Annotated in this window: 12 protein-coding genes; 2 read left to right on the top strand and 10 right to left on the bottom strand. The window is 60.2% G+C overall.

Annotated elements, in window-relative coordinates; genetic code table 11:
- Positions 1 to 32: 32 nt before the first annotated feature.
- Together AC3A6G_RS23225 and AC3A6G_RS23220 are read left to right on the top strand one after the other, a co-directional pair.
- Entirely contained in the window at positions 33 to 467 is a 435-nt protein-coding gene (locus AC3A6G_RS23225) for a low molecular weight protein-tyrosine-phosphatase (protein ID WP_487863636.1), read from the top strand.
- Positions 464 to 2,728 carry a polysaccharide biosynthesis tyrosine autokinase gene (locus AC3A6G_RS23220; protein WP_487874683.1) on the top strand — a complete coding sequence of 755 codons (2,265 nt, stop codon included), beginning with the start codon at positions 464 to 466 and terminating at the stop codon, positions 2,726 to 2,728. The genes AC3A6G_RS23225 and AC3A6G_RS23220 overlap by 4 nt, the downstream gene beginning before the upstream one ends.
- Positions 2,729 to 2,792: 64 nt before the next feature.
- Here AC3A6G_RS23220 and AC3A6G_RS23215 read toward each other — a convergent pair whose 3' ends face one another.
- Genes AC3A6G_RS23215 through AC3A6G_RS23170 form a run of 10 tightly spaced genes read right to left on the bottom strand, consistent with a single transcriptional unit; the run spans position 2,793 to position 15,175 of the window.
- Positions 2,793 to 4,766: a polysaccharide biosynthesis protein gene (locus tag AC3A6G_RS23215; protein ID WP_487874682.1), complete on the bottom strand. Its 1,974-nt coding sequence runs from the start codon at positions 4,764 to 4,766 to the stop codon at positions 2,793 to 2,795.
- A gap of 25 nt (positions 4,767 to 4,791) precedes the next feature.
- Positions 4,792 to 5,181 (bottom strand): VanZ family protein, encoded by a 390-nt coding sequence (locus AC3A6G_RS23210; protein WP_487874681.1) that lies wholly within the window; start codon positions 5,179 to 5,181, stop codon positions 4,792 to 4,794.
- On the bottom strand, positions 5,178 to 6,356 hold the full coding sequence (locus tag AC3A6G_RS23205) for a DegT/DnrJ/EryC1/StrS family aminotransferase (RefSeq protein ID WP_487874680.1): 1,179 nt from the start codon (positions 6,354 to 6,356) through the stop codon (positions 5,178 to 5,180). The genes AC3A6G_RS23210 and AC3A6G_RS23205 overlap by 4 nt, the downstream gene beginning before the upstream one ends.
- A gap of 6 nt (positions 6,357 to 6,362) precedes the next feature.
- Complete coding sequence (locus AC3A6G_RS23200) at positions 6,363 to 7,025, bottom strand: acetyltransferase (RefSeq protein WP_487874679.1); 663 nt, start codon at positions 7,023 to 7,025, stop codon at positions 6,363 to 6,365.
- A complete protein-coding gene (locus AC3A6G_RS23195) occupies positions 7,022 to 7,615 on the bottom strand; it encodes a sugar transferase (RefSeq protein ID WP_487874678.1) in 594 nt (197 codons plus the stop codon). The genes AC3A6G_RS23200 and AC3A6G_RS23195 overlap by 4 nt, the downstream gene beginning before the upstream one ends.
- A complete protein-coding gene (locus AC3A6G_RS23190; protein ID WP_487874677.1) occupies positions 7,612 to 8,886 on the bottom strand; it encodes a glycosyltransferase family 4 protein in 1,275 nt (424 codons plus the stop codon). The genes AC3A6G_RS23195 and AC3A6G_RS23190 overlap by 4 nt, the downstream gene beginning before the upstream one ends.
- The gene (locus AC3A6G_RS23185) at positions 8,883 to 10,718 is read right to left on the bottom strand and encodes a heparinase II/III family protein (RefSeq protein WP_487874676.1); all 1,836 of its coding nucleotides are present in this window, start codon (positions 10,716 to 10,718) and stop codon (positions 8,883 to 8,885) included. Before AC3A6G_RS23185 ends, AC3A6G_RS23190 begins: the two co-directional genes overlap by 4 nt.
- Positions 10,715 to 12,850, bottom strand: a complete 2,136-nt coding sequence (locus AC3A6G_RS23180) for a bi-domain-containing oxidoreductase (RefSeq protein ID WP_487874675.1) — start codon at positions 12,848 to 12,850, stop codon at positions 10,715 to 10,717. The genes AC3A6G_RS23185 and AC3A6G_RS23180 overlap by 4 nt, the downstream gene beginning before the upstream one ends.
- Before the next feature lie 16 nt (positions 12,851 to 12,866).
- Entirely contained in the window at positions 12,867 to 13,988 is a 1,122-nt protein-coding gene (locus tag AC3A6G_RS23175; protein ID WP_487874674.1) for a hypothetical protein, read from the bottom strand.
- 2 nt (positions 13,989 to 13,990) lie between these two features.
- Positions 13,991 to 15,175, bottom strand: a complete 1,185-nt coding sequence (locus AC3A6G_RS23170) for an O-antigen ligase family protein (protein WP_487874673.1) — start codon at positions 15,173 to 15,175, stop codon at positions 13,991 to 13,993.
- Positions 15,176 to 15,189: the final 14 nt, after the last annotated feature.

Genomic DNA, 15,189 nt, shown 5'->3' with positions numbered 1-15,189 from the left:
CCCACCCGCGGCCGAGCGGGAAGGAGCGCACGATGAAATCCATCCTCGTGGTCTGCATCGGCAACATCTGCCGCAGCCCGATGGCCCACATCCTGCTGGCCAATGCCCTTCCGCAGCTCACCGTGTCGTCGGCCGGCACCGGCGCCCTGATCGGCCACCCGGCAGACCCGATCGCCCGCGAGCTGATGGCCGCGCGCGGGCTCGACCTGAGCGAACACCGTGCGCGCCAGATCACCCAGTCGATGTGCGCCCCGGTCGACCTCATCCTGACGATGGACGAGGGCCAGCGCCGCCACATCGAAAACAACTACCCGCTGACGCGCGGCAAGGTCTTTCGCCTTGCCGAAACCGCCAAGCTGAACATCCCCGACCCGTACAAGATGGGCCAGGGAGCCTTCGAGCACGCACTCCAACTCATCGACGCCGGCGTCGAGACATGGGCCGAACGCATTCGGCGATTCAAATGAACACTCCTGCTGTCACCAATTCGAATCCTGCGCGCCCTGGGCAGGGGGCTGCGCCTTCAGTTGGAGCTGCCGATGACGACATCCACTTGTCGGAATTCGTCGACATCTTTCTCGACCACAAGTGGCTGGTCGCCGCGATCACGGCTTTCGCTTTCGCGATTGGGGTGGCCTATATCGTGCTGGCCACGCCCATCTATCAGTCGAACCTGTTGGTTCAGGTCGAAGACTCGGCCGCTGATGCGAAGGGCTTCCTCGGCGAAGCCTCCAGCCTCTTCGACGTAAAGACGCCTGCCACAGGCGAGATCCAGGTGATTCGCTCGCGCATGGTCGTTGGCGCAGCGGTGGACCAGACACGCTTTTATATCGATGCGGCGCCGCGCTACCTGCCCGTCGTTGGCACATGGTTGGCGCGACGCGCGGAAGGGCTGTCCAATCCCGGCTTTCTTGGGATGGACGGCTATGTCAGCGGGAAGGAACGGATCACCATCGCGCGCTTCGACGTGCCACCCGCACTTGAAGATGACGAACCTTTCGTGCTGACCGCCCAGGGCGACGGCGCGTACACATTGAACCACCCGGCAATGGAGCAACCGCTCGCGGGCACAGTCGGTCAACCCCTGCACCAAATATTCGAAGATGGCGCCATCGAACTGCTCGTCGAACGGCTCGACGGAAGAGCCGGTGCGGAATTCGTTGTCTCTCGCGCATCACGGCTGCGCACCATCGAAGAGTTGCAGAAACGTTTGCAGCTCGGTGAGCAGGGTCGGCAATCGAATGTGATCAGCGTCTCGCTCGAAGACAGCGACCGCGATCGGCTCTCGAGCATCCTCAATGCAATCGGCGAGCAGTATGTGAAGCAAAACGTCGACCGCAAGTCCGCCGAAGCGCAGAAGACGCTGCAGTTCCTCGACGAGCAACTTCCCGAGTTCAAGCGCCAGCTCGAAGCCTCAGAGGACGCCTACACGCGCTTCCGCAACAAGAACGGCACCGTAGCTTTCGATGAAGAAGCCAAGGGGGTTTTGGCTCAGACCATCGAGCTGCAGACGAAGCTGCTCGAAGCGCAGCAGCGCCGCCGCGAGGTGGCCGCGCGCTTCACGGACGCCAATTCGCGCGTGAGGATCATCGACGGTCAGATCGGCGCCATTGAAAAGGAACTCGGAAGTCTCAATGCCCGCGTGAGCCGTATGCCGACAATGCAGCAGGACGCCCTGCGCCTGGAGCGCGATGTGCGCGTGAACAGCGGCCTCTATCAATCGCTGCAGAACAATGCGCTGCAACTGCGGCTGGTCAAAGAAGGTAAGACCGGCAACGTCCGACTGCTCGACAAGGCAGTCAAGCCCAAAGTGCCGGTCAAGCCGCAAAAGCCGCTGATCCTCGCGCTGTCGCTCGTACTCGGCCTCCTGGCGAGTGCGGCGGTGCTCGCCGTCCTGCGCAGCCGCTTCTTCGCCGGAATCCGCGACCCGCAGGAAATCGAGGCCCATACCGGGTTGGCGGTCTACTCAGTCGTTCCCTTCACAGCCGAACAGACGATGCTCGATCAACGCGTGGCGGCAGGTGCCAAGGGCATCCAGTTGCTCGCGGCCACCCATCCCGACAGCCCGCCCATTGAGGCGCTGCGCAGCCTGCGCATCGCGCTCCAGTTCACCACGCTCGAAGCCGGCAACAACCGGGTACTCATCACCGGCGCAACGCCGGGCATCGGCAAGAGCTTCGTTTCGGGCAACTTTGCCGCGATCATGGCGCATGCCGGCAAGCGGGTGCTGCTGATCGATGCCGACATGCGCAAGGGCCACCTCAACAAGCAGTTCGGGCTCCCGCGCGAGGGCGGCCTCTCGGAGCTGCTGGCCGGTGAACTGTCGGCCGAGCAGGCGATCCGCAGGCAGGTGATGCCCAACCTCGACGTGCTGACCACCGGCAAGCTGCCGAGCAATCCCGCCGACATGCTGATGTCGGAGAGCTTCTTGCGCGTGCTGGAGATGGCTTCCGAGCAGTACGAGCTCGTGATCATCGACACGCCGCCCGTGCTGGTCGCTGCCGACACCGCTGGCGTGGCACCGCACATGGGTGCGGTACTGCTGGTGGCCCGCGCCGACCAGACCCAACTCGGCGAGCTCAACGAAAGCGCCAAGCGCCTCGCGCATGCGGGTAAGGGCGTCACCGGCGTGGTCTTCAACGGCATCGACCTGACGCGCCGCCACTACGGCAGCCATGGCTACCGCTACGGCGGCTACCGGTACACCGAGTACAAGTACAACGAATGATCTGCGCAGGACCGGGATCGCGGCAAAGCGCGATCCCGACGCCTCGCAAGGCCGACCAGGTCCCTCAGATCGGTGCGAGTCCTGGTCTTGCGGCTGCTGCATCTGCCGCAGCCGCCGTCGGCAATGCCGACGTCCGGCGCTGGCGCTCCAGATAGACCCAGTCCACCACCTCGGCGTGCGGCTGGTAACCCCCGAGCAACAGCTTGAGCTTGCTCTTGATGGCCGGCACGTCGTTGCGCTCCAGCAGTACGCCCAGCTCTTCGATCTGCTGCGCCAGCTGTGCCCAGGGCGGGCAGGCCTCGTGCGCCTTCATCACGCGCGGATGCGCGGTGGGCATGGCGTTGTCGCCGATCAGCAGTTCTTCGTACAGCTTTTCGCCGGGCCGCAGGCCGGTGATCCGCAGTTCGATGTCGCCTTCGGGATTCTGTTCATCGCAGACCGTGCGTCCCGAGAGTTCGACCATGCGGCGGGCCAGGTCGACAATGCGCACCGGCTCGCCCATCTCGAGCACGAACACGTCGCCGCCTTCCGCCATGGCGCCGGCCTGGATCACCAGTTGCGCCGCCTCCGGAATGGTCATGAAGTAGCGCGTGATGTCTTCGTGCGTGAGCGTGATGGGCCCACCCGCCTCGATCTGCTGGCGGAACAGCGGCACCACCGATCCGCTGGAGCCGAGCACATTGCCGAAGCGAACCATCGAAAAGCAGGTGTGCGGCTTCTGCTGCGCCAGGCCCTGCAGCGTCATCTCGGCCAGGCGCTTGCTGGCGCCCATGATGTTGGTCGGTCGCACCGCCTTGTCGGTGCTGACCAGCACGAACTGCGACACGCCATGGTCGCGTGCGGCCAGCGCGGTGGTCAGCGTGCCCAGCGTGTTGTTGATCAGGCCTTCGACGGGGTTGTGCTCGACCAGCGGCACGTGCTTGTAGGCCGCAGCGTGGTAGACGGTGTCGGGGCGCCACACGCCCATGATCTGGCGCATGCGCGCGCCGTCGCTGACCGACGCCAGCAGCGGCACCACGTTGACTGCGGGCGCGGCCTGCTCCAGTTCGCGGTGAATGGCATAGAGCGCAAATTCGCTCCATTCGACCAGCAGCAGCGTCGAGGGAGACAGCTGCCCGATCTGGCGGCACAGCTCGCTGCCAATGGAGCCGCCGGCGCCGGTCACGAGCACCACCTTGCCGCGCACGTGGCGGTGCAGCAGGTCATCGACCGGCGCCACCGGGTCGCGCCCGAGCAGGTCTTCGATGTCGACCTCCATCAGGTCCTTGACCTGGACCCGGCCCTGCGCAAGATCGGCCATGCCGGGCAACGTGCGCACATGAAGATGCAGCGACAGCAGCTCGTTCAAGATCTCCGCCCTGCGGCTGTGCGAAGCAGACGGAATCGCCAGCAGCACGTCGGTGATGCCATGCGCTGCAGCATTGGCCTTGAGCCACGATGGTGCGTGAATCGGCAAGCCGTTCAGCGTGCGGCCCTGCAACTGAACCGAATCGTCGATAAACCTACGAACCACCATCTCGGGGCTGTGCGCGAGTGCTCCCGCCAATTGGCGCCCGGCCTTGCCCGCGCCGTAGATCACCACCTGCGGCAGCGATTTGCTGCGCAGCACCTGCATGTACAGGCCGCCGAGCCAGTAGCGCGCCAGCAAGCGCGACCCGCCGATTGCGAGGAACAGCAACACCGGTACCAACAAGCCCACCGTCCGTGGAATTCCGGGAACACCGATGACCGTGAACATCAGGAAATAGGCGATGCCGAACACCAGGCAGGCCCGCACGATCGCCATGAACGCCGCGCTGCCCGCATAGCGGAAGATGGCGCGGTAGAGCCCCGTGAAGATAAACACCGGTAGCGCCACCACGATCGCGGCCCCGACTGCCAGCCAATGCACCCCCTTCAGCTCTACCCATGCTTCGTACCGCAGGCTGAGTGCCAGCCAGACGCACAGCACACAAAGGGCCGCGTCGATGGTCAGCGCCAGCGATCGCTTCACGGAGCGCGGCAAGGCCAGCAACGGCTGGGCCATCCGATCGATCATGACAATTCCCTCGGCAAACGTTCGGTCATCGCAGCCTCCGGCCTGCGGAGCGCCATCGCTCCGACAGAAACGCCATTCCGGCCCCAAGCGACAAGCCCACACCGTCCGCCAGCAGATCGCCGTACTCGGCGAGCCGGTCGGGCGTGAAAGACTGCAGCAGTTCGATCAAGGCGCCGTAGCCCATCAGCGCCGGCAAGACGATGGCCATGCGACCCGGCCAGCTCCACCGCCCCAGCCAACCCAGGATCGCAAACCCGAGTGCGTGGTTGCCCTTGTCCCATCCCGTGCTAGGCAGGCTGCTCGACAATGGCGCCAGGCTCAGCACCAGCAGCGCGAGCATCGCCAACCCCAACAGCCACCGCCAGACCGCGGCACCGCGTCGCGGCCATCGGCTGAGCACGGCAAGCACGCTCATGCTGCGCTCGCGTCGTCAAGCACGCGCGCAATGGCCGCACAGGTTGCGTCCATCTCGGCGGCCGTCAGCGTGGGGTGCACCAGGAACATGATGCTGGTGTCGCCCAACTCTCGCGCCACCGGCAAGCGCTCGGCCGGCCGCCAGCCGGTGCCGTCGAAAGCCTTCTCGAGGTACACCTCGGAGCACGAGCCCTGGTAGCACGGAACGCCCATGGCTTGGATCGCACTCACGATGCGGTCGCGGGTCCAGCCGGGCGCGAGGCGCGACGGCTGCACGTAGACATAGCATTTGTAGTGCGCATGCACGCTGCCTTGGGGCAGCGCGGGCACACGCACCGCCGCATGCGGCTGGCAGGCGGCCCAGATCGCTTCGGCGTGCCGCGTGCGCTGCGCCGTCCAATCGGCCATGCGGCGCAACTGGATGCGGCCGATGACAGCCTGCATTTCGAGCATGCGCCAGTTGGTGCCAAAGCTTTCGTGCAGCCAGCGGAACCCGGGCGGGTGCTCGCGCTTGAATACTGCATCGTGGCTCTTGCCGTGGTCTTTGAACTCCCACATGGCGCGCCACAGCGACTCGTCGTTGGTGGTGACCATGCCGCCCTCGCCGCCCGTGGTCATGATCTTGTCCTGGCAGAAGGACCATGCGCCCACATGGCCGATGGCGCCGACCGCGCGGCCCTTGTAGCGTGCACCATGCGCCTGCGCGCAGTCTTCAATCACCTTGAAGCCATGCTGTTCGGCCAGCGCCATGATCGGATCCATGTCGCAGGGCCAACCGCCCAGGTGCACACAAATCACCGCGCGCGTGCGCGGCGTGAGCACGCGGGCAATGGTGGCCGCCGAAAGGTTGCCGCTGTCGGCCTCTACATCGGCAAACACCGGTGTCGCGCCCGCATTGACCACGCACGACACGCTGGCAATGAAGGTGCGCGGCGTGACCACCACTTCGTCGCCCGGCCCGATGCCCAGAGCCTTCAACGCAACGTCGAGCGCGAGCGTGCCGTTGGCCAGCGACACCGCGTGCGCGGTGCCCGTCCAGGCGGCGAACTCTTTTTCGAACTCACGGCATTCCTGCCCGGTCCAGTAGTTGACCTTGTTGGACAACAGCACGCGCTGCACGGCCTCGGCTTCTTCAGTGGTGAAACTGGGCCAGGGGGAGAAAGAGGTATTCAACACAACAAATCAGCCTTTGGGAGAAAAGAGACGGGCCGGGTTGCCCACCACCGTGGCGCCAGCCGGCACGTCACGCGTGACCACGGCGCCCATGCCGACGACGGCACCACGTCCGATGACCAAGGGCTTGCCCGGTCGGCCCTGCTTGATGACCGCGCCCGAGCCGATGTAGGCGTGGTCTTCGATGACCACATTGCCGTTGCACTTGGCACCCGGCGCGAACGTCACGAAATCGCCGATCATGCAGTCGTGCTCGACATAACTGTAGAGATTGGCGTGGAAATGCCTGCCGATGCGAATGTTGGAAGTGATGGTGACAAAAGGGCTAAGGGCCGCGCCCTCGCCCAGTGCAACTTCATCCATCTGCACCACGCTGTCCGCGATCACCGTCCAGGGGCGAACTCCATCGGCCGCGCAACGTGCGGCCAATTGTTCGCGCACCTTGCCATTGGCAATGGCCAGCACGACGTGGCGCTCGCTTGCAGGTTGCTGCAGAAACTCGGCGTAGCGGAGAACCCGGTGTCCATTGATCACAGATGCTGCGGGGCCGTCGTCGACAAAGACGAGCCGCGCAGATCCAATGCCTTGCTTCTCAAGCTGCGCTCGCGCCAGCGGCATGATGCCGCGACCGCAACCACTGGCGCCGTACACCGCGAACAGAGGATCGGTCACGAACGGCCTCCCGTAAATCTCGGCATGGTTGCCTCGCCTTCGGCCGAAATGCCCTCACGCACCAGCACCTTGCGAACCGTTAGCCACAGGATCTTGATGTCGAGCCACATCGTCCGGTTGTCGACGTACCAGACGTCGAGCTTGAACTTTTCATCCCAGCTCAGCGCATTGCGGCCATTGACCTGCGCCCACCCCGTAATGCCGGGGCGCACCTCATGGCGGCGGGCCTGCTCTGCCGAGTAGAGCGGCAGGTAGTCCATGAGCAATGGGCGCGGGCCGACCAGGCTCATCTCTCCCTTGAGCACATTCCACAGCTCAGGCAGTTCGTCCATGCTGCTGGCTCGAAGAAAGCGGCCGAATGGTGTGAGCCGCTGTGCATCAGAAAGCAGACTGCCATCAGCAGCTCGTCCATCGGTCATAGTGCGGAACTTGAGCACTTCGAAAGGCCGCCCAGCCAAACCAGGGCGTCGCTGGCGAAAGAACACCGGGCTACCGAGCCTGGCGCGAACCAGCACAACCAACAGCAGAAGCGGGATACACAGAAGCACCAGCGCCCCCAACGAAACGACGATGTCGAAGGCGCGCTTCATTTCGGCTCCATGCCTTTGCCTTCGCCAATCGCGCGCTCGATCGCGTCCGCAGAAAGAGGCGAGGCCCCGACGACCCAGTCGGCCCATTTTGCCGCCAGCTTCGCCCGGTCGAATTCGCGCTCTGCCAAAGCACGGCCGCGCTGCCCCATTGCCTTCAATGCCTCGCGGTTGTCGGCAGCCTTTTCAAGCGCGTCTGCAAATGCGGCCGCATTGTCCGGCGGCACCGCAAAACCGCACTCGTTCGCCGCGATTTGATCGGCCAACCATCCCGGATAGTTGTTCAACACCGGCAGTCCTGCGGCGATGTAGTCGAAGAACTTGTTGGGCGACGTTCCGTAGTAGAAGGCCGGAACGTTGGCGAGAATCTGGAGGCCAACATCGGTGCGCGCCATCAGGCCTGCCAGTCGAGCTTTTCCAACGGGATCATGAAATATCACGTTGTCGAGACCTTCACGATCGGCACGTTGCCGTAGCTTTTCTTTCAGCTTGCCTTGCCCAATCAACAGCAGCTTGATGTCACCGCGTTCGCGGCGCTTCAACTCGTGCGCCGCATCCAGCACCGCGTCGAGCCCGTTGGCCATACCGTGTGTGCCGGCAAAGACTGCCAATAGATCCTTCTCGCCGACGCCGGCAGGCCGCCAAGGCTCGGACGATTGGCCGAAGATTCCTAGATCGCACCCGTTGGGCACAAGTGCGATGCGCTCGCGCGGCACACCGCGACGCGCAATTCCCTCGACGATTCCCGGCGAAAGGCCGACCAGCCGATGCGCCGATCGATAGCTCGCCCATTCGAGCAGCGACATGGCGCCCAGAACCAGCGGATTGCGGATCACACCCATTGCCTTGGGCAGTTCTGGCCAGAGGTCCCGCACTTCGAACACGAAAGGCTTGCGGCGCAGCCAGCGCGCAAAGATGCCCGGAATACCGGCCGTCAAAGGCGTCGTGGTGGCGAACACCACATCGCAAGGCTCGCTCAGCGCCAGTGCAACGCTGCGCATGGCGAACTTCAGGAACAACATGGCACGCTTGAAAAGCCCGTCGCTGTTGGAGTAAGCCAGCTGAAACTCAACGATGTCGATGCCGTCGACTCGACCGCGCCTGCGACCCCGCTCGAATGGCGTTACCAGCCCGGTTTCACCGCCGCTGTAGCTGCCGCAAACCATCGTGACCTGATGGCCAAGCGCCACGAGGTGGCGAGCCATTTCGTAGGAGCGGATTCCCGCGGCGCCTTTGGGCGTCGAGAAATGCTGGTGAAAATAGAGAACCTTCATACATTCCATCGCAAGCAAGTGACTAGCTTGCAGGGCTTGCGCGCTTCTACCTCAAGAACGGGAAGCGGCGTCTTTTCCATGTAGTGGCGCGACTCGAAGCCTTCTTCGATTGCGATCCGGCCAATCTCTTCGCTCGACTCCACGCTGAGGGTGAACTTGCCGTCGCTTACGTGCATGCCATCGAGGCGCCACGAGCCGGGTGCAAGACGCCAGCGCAGCACTGCCTTGTCGCGAAAGCCGCTCAGCTCGTCCTCGACGCGCAGACATCCGGCTTCGAGACGGACGCGCCGCCGGTGCAGAGCGCCTTGCCCATCGCGGTAACCCGCCGCCACTGTCCAGCCCAATTCATCTTGCGACAGTGCTTCGTGAAAGGATGTCTTCAGCCAGTCACCCAGCAGAAAGCGCCCTAGCCGGGGCATCTGGTCCCGGTCGTCGAATTGCACCGTGTTGTGACTTGCCGTGCCGCCGAAGTACTTGAGCCAACGCGGATCTGTGTTGTAGCTGAACGTGCCGCCATCACGCAACAGATTCTGGCCGTCCACCCACAAGTCGACGTGCAGCGCGTCCGCCTGGCTGGGGCGGAAGCGGAAGCGCGGGTAGCGCAGCAATGCGAAGGCCGGCCCTTTGCGCAGCATTGCGAAGCCTCCGTCGTCCGCCATCATGCTGACCGGCGGCTCTGCGGTCATGGCAGGCAGATCGACGTCGAGCCAACGCAGCGCGTCATTCCACGGCCCATCCTTCGCGTAGGCGCGGCGCTGCTCGAACAAGGCCATCGCCAGCTGCACCGTCGGGCGGTGGTCGCGGTAGGCTGTGTCAGCAAGTTGCAGCAGTCGAGCGCCATCGTTCGCGCCGACGTTGGGTGCATCGCCATCGGCAGGGCTGACCATTGAGTAAAGCCATCGCGTAGCAGCGGAAGCCCGTTGGTACCAACCATCCGAAAAGGCCGGCTCCGACATGTGCCTGCGCCAGACTTCTGCCATGGAAAGGGTGTCGAGCATCACGCGGTGATAGTTCAGCGAGTACTGGCTGAACGAGCCTTGATCGCCGATAAGCCTTGCAGCGCGGTCTTCGAGCCAGCGCACGCCTTGGCGGCGCCACCCTTCTCCATCGCTGCGCCCATGAGCCGCCAGCCAGCTCCCACCGATGAAAAGCGCGGCGGCTTCCGACGTTCCGTGGTTGTTGTCTTGGGCCATGGCGTATTGAACGGTAGGCGCAATACGCTGGAGGTGCATGTGGACCAGTTCGCAAAGCGCGGGCACCGCGCTGCGCGCCTGTCCGAGCATCACGGCAGCCATCGCCAGATGCATGACACGCAGAGAAGCTTCTTGGCCGCACTTCCAATTGGGGCCTCGATAGGGGTGATTTACCGCGCACCAGTCGTTCAACCAGTTGTTGAGGCGTTCAAGAGCGGCCTGGTCGCCTTGACGTGCCTGCTGCGCAAAAGCCAGCACCCAGTCCATGCGAGACAGCTCCCAAAGGAGCTTGATGTCGCCCACGGCGGGATCGAAATCAGGAATTTCCCACCACGGTCTCTGCGGTTCCGGCATGCGCTTGCCGGTCAACGGATTGGCCAGCCAATCGGGTGGTTCCGCGGAAACCTCGAAGGGCCAGAAACTCAAAAGCCGTGCTGCGCGGTGCCAAGAAGACACTGGTGTCGCGGAAACCGGCGGCAACCTGCTTGGTGCAAAGAACGGCCCGCTGACCAAATCCGCCCGCAAACGACGTACTCGGCTCCAACGCAGGCGCGTTTCAAGGCGGTAAACGGCCACCCTGCGCAGGTTGGGCAGGCCAAGCGCGAGCGCCGTTCGGGCCTTGACGGCGAAGGCGCTCATTGGCTTCGCAACTGGTCTGTCACATCAAGCGTGACACGCCCCACTTCAAAAATCTCTTCCGGCGGGATGGCAGGCACCCCGGACTGGACCGCTTGCAAAAAGGCCGCCGCGCATGCGCTCTGCCCCTTGTCCTGCTTCCACAGGTTGAGCTTGGTGAAACCCGGCCAGCCGAAGCCCCGGAGCTTGCGGAAGTTGTCGAGCTGGAGCACGCGACCTGACGCAAACACTTCCACCCTCTCCTTCGGAAAGCTCGCAGCACCATTGGCCAGGTACATGATCGTGCCGAAAGAGCCGTCTTCGAAGCCGAGAGTTATCGATGCCTTGTCTTCGGTGATCGCCTCGCCAGGCGCATCGCCCATCCGACGAGCCTGGACGGAAACCACCGGACTCCCGGCCAGGAACCGCATGAGATCCACGAAGTGGCACGCTTCGCCAATGATTCGCCCGCCGCCGACATCATTGTCTTGTGTCCAGTGGTTGGCCGGAATGGCCCCCGCATTCATCGTCATGATGAAAGACTTCGGTGCCTTGACGGCATTCAACAGTGCCTTCATTTTCTGCACTTGCGGCGAAAAGCGCCGGTTGAAACCCACCATCAGCTGCGGACCCGCCCCAGCCTGATGAGCCTGCTCGTAGGCAGCCCTGACTTCATCCAGCCCCGCCCGATCGATGGCGAGTGGCTTTTCAACAAACACGTGTTTGCCTGCCTGCAGCGCCTGCGACACGAACCCTGCGTGAGAGTCGTGTCGAGTGACGATGGCGACGGTGTTGATCTCACCGCTCGCCAACATCGCCTTCACGTCGGTGGATGCCGCGGCAAAGCCTGCCTTCTCCCCGTGAATGACACCATTGATGCCACCAGCCGTGACGATCGTGTGGAACTGCGCGCCCGCGGCCTTGAATGCCGGAATCAGCATGCGCGACGCGTAGTTGCCGGCACCGATGAAGCCGAGAACCGGCTTCTGCGCGTCGAACTTTGCGTCGGGGGCCAATGTCACCTGCTGCACCATGCGCTCCTCAACTGGCGAGGAGTAGCGCAACAAGATGCCAAGCGCCCCCTTGTCCTGCGTCAGCGCGTCGTAGGCCTGAGGCGCATCTTCGAATGCGAAGCGGTGCGTGATCAGCGGCTTCACGTCGAGTTGGCCACTTGCCATCATGTCGAGAACGGCTTCGAAATTTCGTTGCTCAGTCCAGCGGACGAATCCAAACGGATAGTCTTGCCCTTGTTCCTCGTAGGCAGGGTCATATCTGCCCGGGCCGTACGAGCAGGAAACCTGAAAGCTCAGCTCCTTTTCGTAGAAGTCCGCGCGATTCAGTTCGAGCCCAGTGACACCGACAAGCACGATGCGCCCACGCTTGCGGCTCATGCGGGCAGCCTGCGTGACGGGGTCGCTGGACTTTGTCGATGCAGTGATGATGACGCCATCGACACCCTGCCCTCTGCTGAATGCCATGCCAGCGGCCACCGGATCTTCTCCGGAACCAGGGTTGCAGGTAGATGCACCGAATTGCCGCGCTAGTTCCAGCTTCGAGTCGTCGAAGTCGATTGCGAGTACGCGGCAGCCGTGTGCGCGAAGCAACTGGACTGTGAGCAATCCAATCAATCCGACTCCAGTGACGACGAAGGCCTCGCCCAACGTCGGCTGCGCGAGACGGATGCCTTGTAAGCCAATGCTTGCGACTACAGTGAATGACGCGGATTCGTCGTCCACCGACGCGGGGATACGTGCACAGAGATTCTGGGAAACCTTCACAACATCTGCGTGTGGTCCGTTGGAAATGACGCGGTCTCCAGGTTGAAAACTGTCAACCCCTGCTCCCACCCCGAATACCACGCCCACATTGCAATAGCCCAAAGGCAATGGCTGAGCCAGCTTCGATCGCACGGCATCGATTGTCGTTATCAAGCCATCTGTGCGAACTTTGCCAAGCACCATCTGGACTTTTTCAGGTTGTTGCCGTGCCTTTTCCCAATACGAAGCTTGCCCAAAGTTGACAAGCATCCGCTCAGTTCCAGCCGAAATCAAAGAAACAGCCGTATTGATCGCCAGGCTCCCGCGGGTGCACTGAGGTGAAGGCGCAACACAAATGATGCTTTTGCCGGAGGACAAATTTTGCAAAATCTGCTTCAAACTAATCTTTCAAACGCTATCGAAAAACCCGGCAGACTGCAACAATTGCAAAAGCCACCGAGAGCACACAATTAATAAAGAATGCGACAAATGGGTTGATTATATAAATTGGACAAATAACGGCACACGGCAAGACCACCACAACAAGAAGCCACTTTGTCGCTATATTCTCTTTTAGAAAAAATACCAATGGCTGAAGAAGTTGGAACAATGCTCCCGCGGTCGGAATCATCCACCAGAACGCTGGAAGATCAGACGATCCGAATACGTACTGCACATAGTAGGGAAAAATCAGGAGTACACAGAAAGATCCGAAAATCCAAAATCCGCACGCAGAGAGCATCTGAACAAACAGGACTTTGAATCGCTCATCTTTGCTCTCCAATTGCATGGCCTGGCTCAAACGATGAATTATTTGATTCGAACTGTAAGGAGTTACATATTTCAATGCATTAACCGAAGAGACAGAAACGCGATAATGAGCAAGAAGAATAGGAGCAACAAAAAAACCAACCAACATCACCGAAACAGAATTCAAAAATATTGTAGGGACGCGCGGCAAGCTCGCAAAAATTCCCCGTGCAAAATCTTTAAATTCAAATTTTCCATAGATAGGCAACAATTGTGCTTTTGCCACAGAAAGAACGGCAACTCCAATTGTGCACATGGCCAAGTTTGCACCCACGATCCCTAAGCTGCCTTCATCAATTGAAAACATAGAAACCATCAAATACGCAGCTATACCAAAAATCTGAGATGCAATTAGGGTTCTATGTCTTCTGGCTTCAAGTGCCCAGAGGGTATGCAATGTAAGCAGGAGAAAAGCAAAAGCATGCACAGCGAGCAGAACCATCGCTACGGACGCATGACGATTAACATAGAGGTAAACTTGAAAACCAATTACCACCAAAACAGCAACCCACAAACACACCAAAACCCAAAAGATTCCAGCACCCTTTTTCAGAAAAACGTGCCATTGAGATATTGGCTCAAAAATTCCTTGTACGATAAAAGATGGCGCCAATAAAAGCATTGCAATTGCAAAATTCTCAGGGCCAAATAAGCGAGGAACGAGAATAAGTTGAATCACCAGCAACAGCATTGCATTCAATTGCAACAAAGCACCCACTGATTTCAACTCTACGCCTCCTTAGATCTTTTGATGATCATATAACTCATCAATGAATATAGAGCGACTGTTTGAATTTGACGAAATGAAGCGGAAACAAGAAAAAACACAGAGATAGCCAACCAAGCAAAAACAATTCCTAACATCGGCGGATAATTGACGAAATGCCGCCATGAGCTTTTAATCTTCTTTGCCACGAATCCAAAGAGCACCAGGATGAAAATGAATCCCAACAATCCAGTGTCCATCAGGAAATAACCAACAATGTTGTGCATGTATCGAACCTGATCGACTTCAAATCCTTCAAGAATACTGCCTTGCCGCGTAAGTTCCACTGGAATTGGGTAAGACAACCCCTTACCAACTAGCGGAGATTCTTGAAATTTCTCGAGTGCGTATTGCAACTCACTGCTTCTCACTCCAGTTTTTTCTTCTGAGATTGTTTCGAATCGCCCCATCACAGCATCGATAAGAGGCAAATTCGAATCAATCAACACAAAAGCACCAGCAGGAAGTGCAATAATGAGTGTGACGAGGATGCGTTTTAGGGATCCATAGATGGACACCCAAGCAATAAATACTGCGATGCACAATGCGATCTGACTACGATAGCCAATCATCGCAACCAACAAAAAGAAGCTCCCGGCGAATACGTAGCGACGGCTTTTGTTGAGGGAGGGATGCGAAAGGCTGACTATAAATCCAATCATCCCTAGAGGAATCAATGCCTCTGTTGCGACGTACGAAAGACGACCAAGACCTCCTCGCAGGACCTCGAGGAAAGAGACTCCTACACTTATTAGGAGACGTCCAGCCCATAACAGGCAAGCAACCCAAATTGCATAGTGCAGCCTATCTAGGCTTTGAGAATATATCTTTGCGGCGATGATGTAGGTGGCAAAAAACAAGAATGGGACAATACCACGAAACCAATCCGCAAGCTCCACGCCGTTCATTATCGCAATAATTGAGTTGAACGTAAGATAGACAATGAACAGCAGCGTATAAAACCCGTACTTGTCCATTGTGGGAACTCTAGCAAACCTGACCAGCGCAAAAGCGACGACTAGAAGGAAAAAGAATCCGAACAGATAGACAGCAGGATCGTCTAGACGAGGAACGAACGGCAGCAATCCCGCCGACGCAATCGCGAGGAAAAAATAGCGGGAAGAGTTACCAAGCATATTGGTTGGCAAGAAGAAACATTCGC

This window comes from Variovorax sp. Soil_C_26 (assembly GCF_057657075.1).
This window is presented reverse-complemented; position numbering and strand designations above follow the sequence as displayed.

What these genes read in the sequence shown, in the direction of transcription:
- AC3A6G_RS23185 (WP_487874676.1), bottom strand. Translation starts at nt 10,718, where the DNA reads ATGAGCGCCTTCGCCGTCAAGGCCCGAACGGCGCTCGCGCTTGGCCTG.
- AC3A6G_RS23215 (WP_487874682.1), bottom strand. Translation starts at nt 4,766, where the DNA reads ATGATCGATCGGATGGCCCAGCCGTTGCTGGCCTTGCCGCGCTCCGTG.
- AC3A6G_RS23225 (WP_487863636.1), top strand. Translation starts at nt 33, where the DNA reads ATGAAATCCATCCTCGTGGTCTGCATCGGCAACATCTGCCGCAGCCCG.
- AC3A6G_RS23210 (WP_487874681.1), bottom strand. Translation starts at nt 5,181, where the DNA reads ATGAGCGTGCTTGCCGTGCTCAGCCGATGGCCGCGACGCGGTGCCGCG.
- AC3A6G_RS23195 (WP_487874678.1), bottom strand. Translation starts at nt 7,615, where the DNA reads ATGAAGCGCGCCTTCGACATCGTCGTTTCGTTGGGGGCGCTGGTGCTT.
- AC3A6G_RS23220 (WP_487874683.1), top strand. Translation starts at nt 464, where the DNA reads ATGAACACTCCTGCTGTCACCAATTCGAATCCTGCGCGCCCTGGGCAG.
- AC3A6G_RS23190 (WP_487874677.1), bottom strand. Translation starts at nt 8,886, where the DNA reads ATGAAGGTTCTCTATTTTCACCAGCATTTCTCGACGCCCAAAGGCGCC.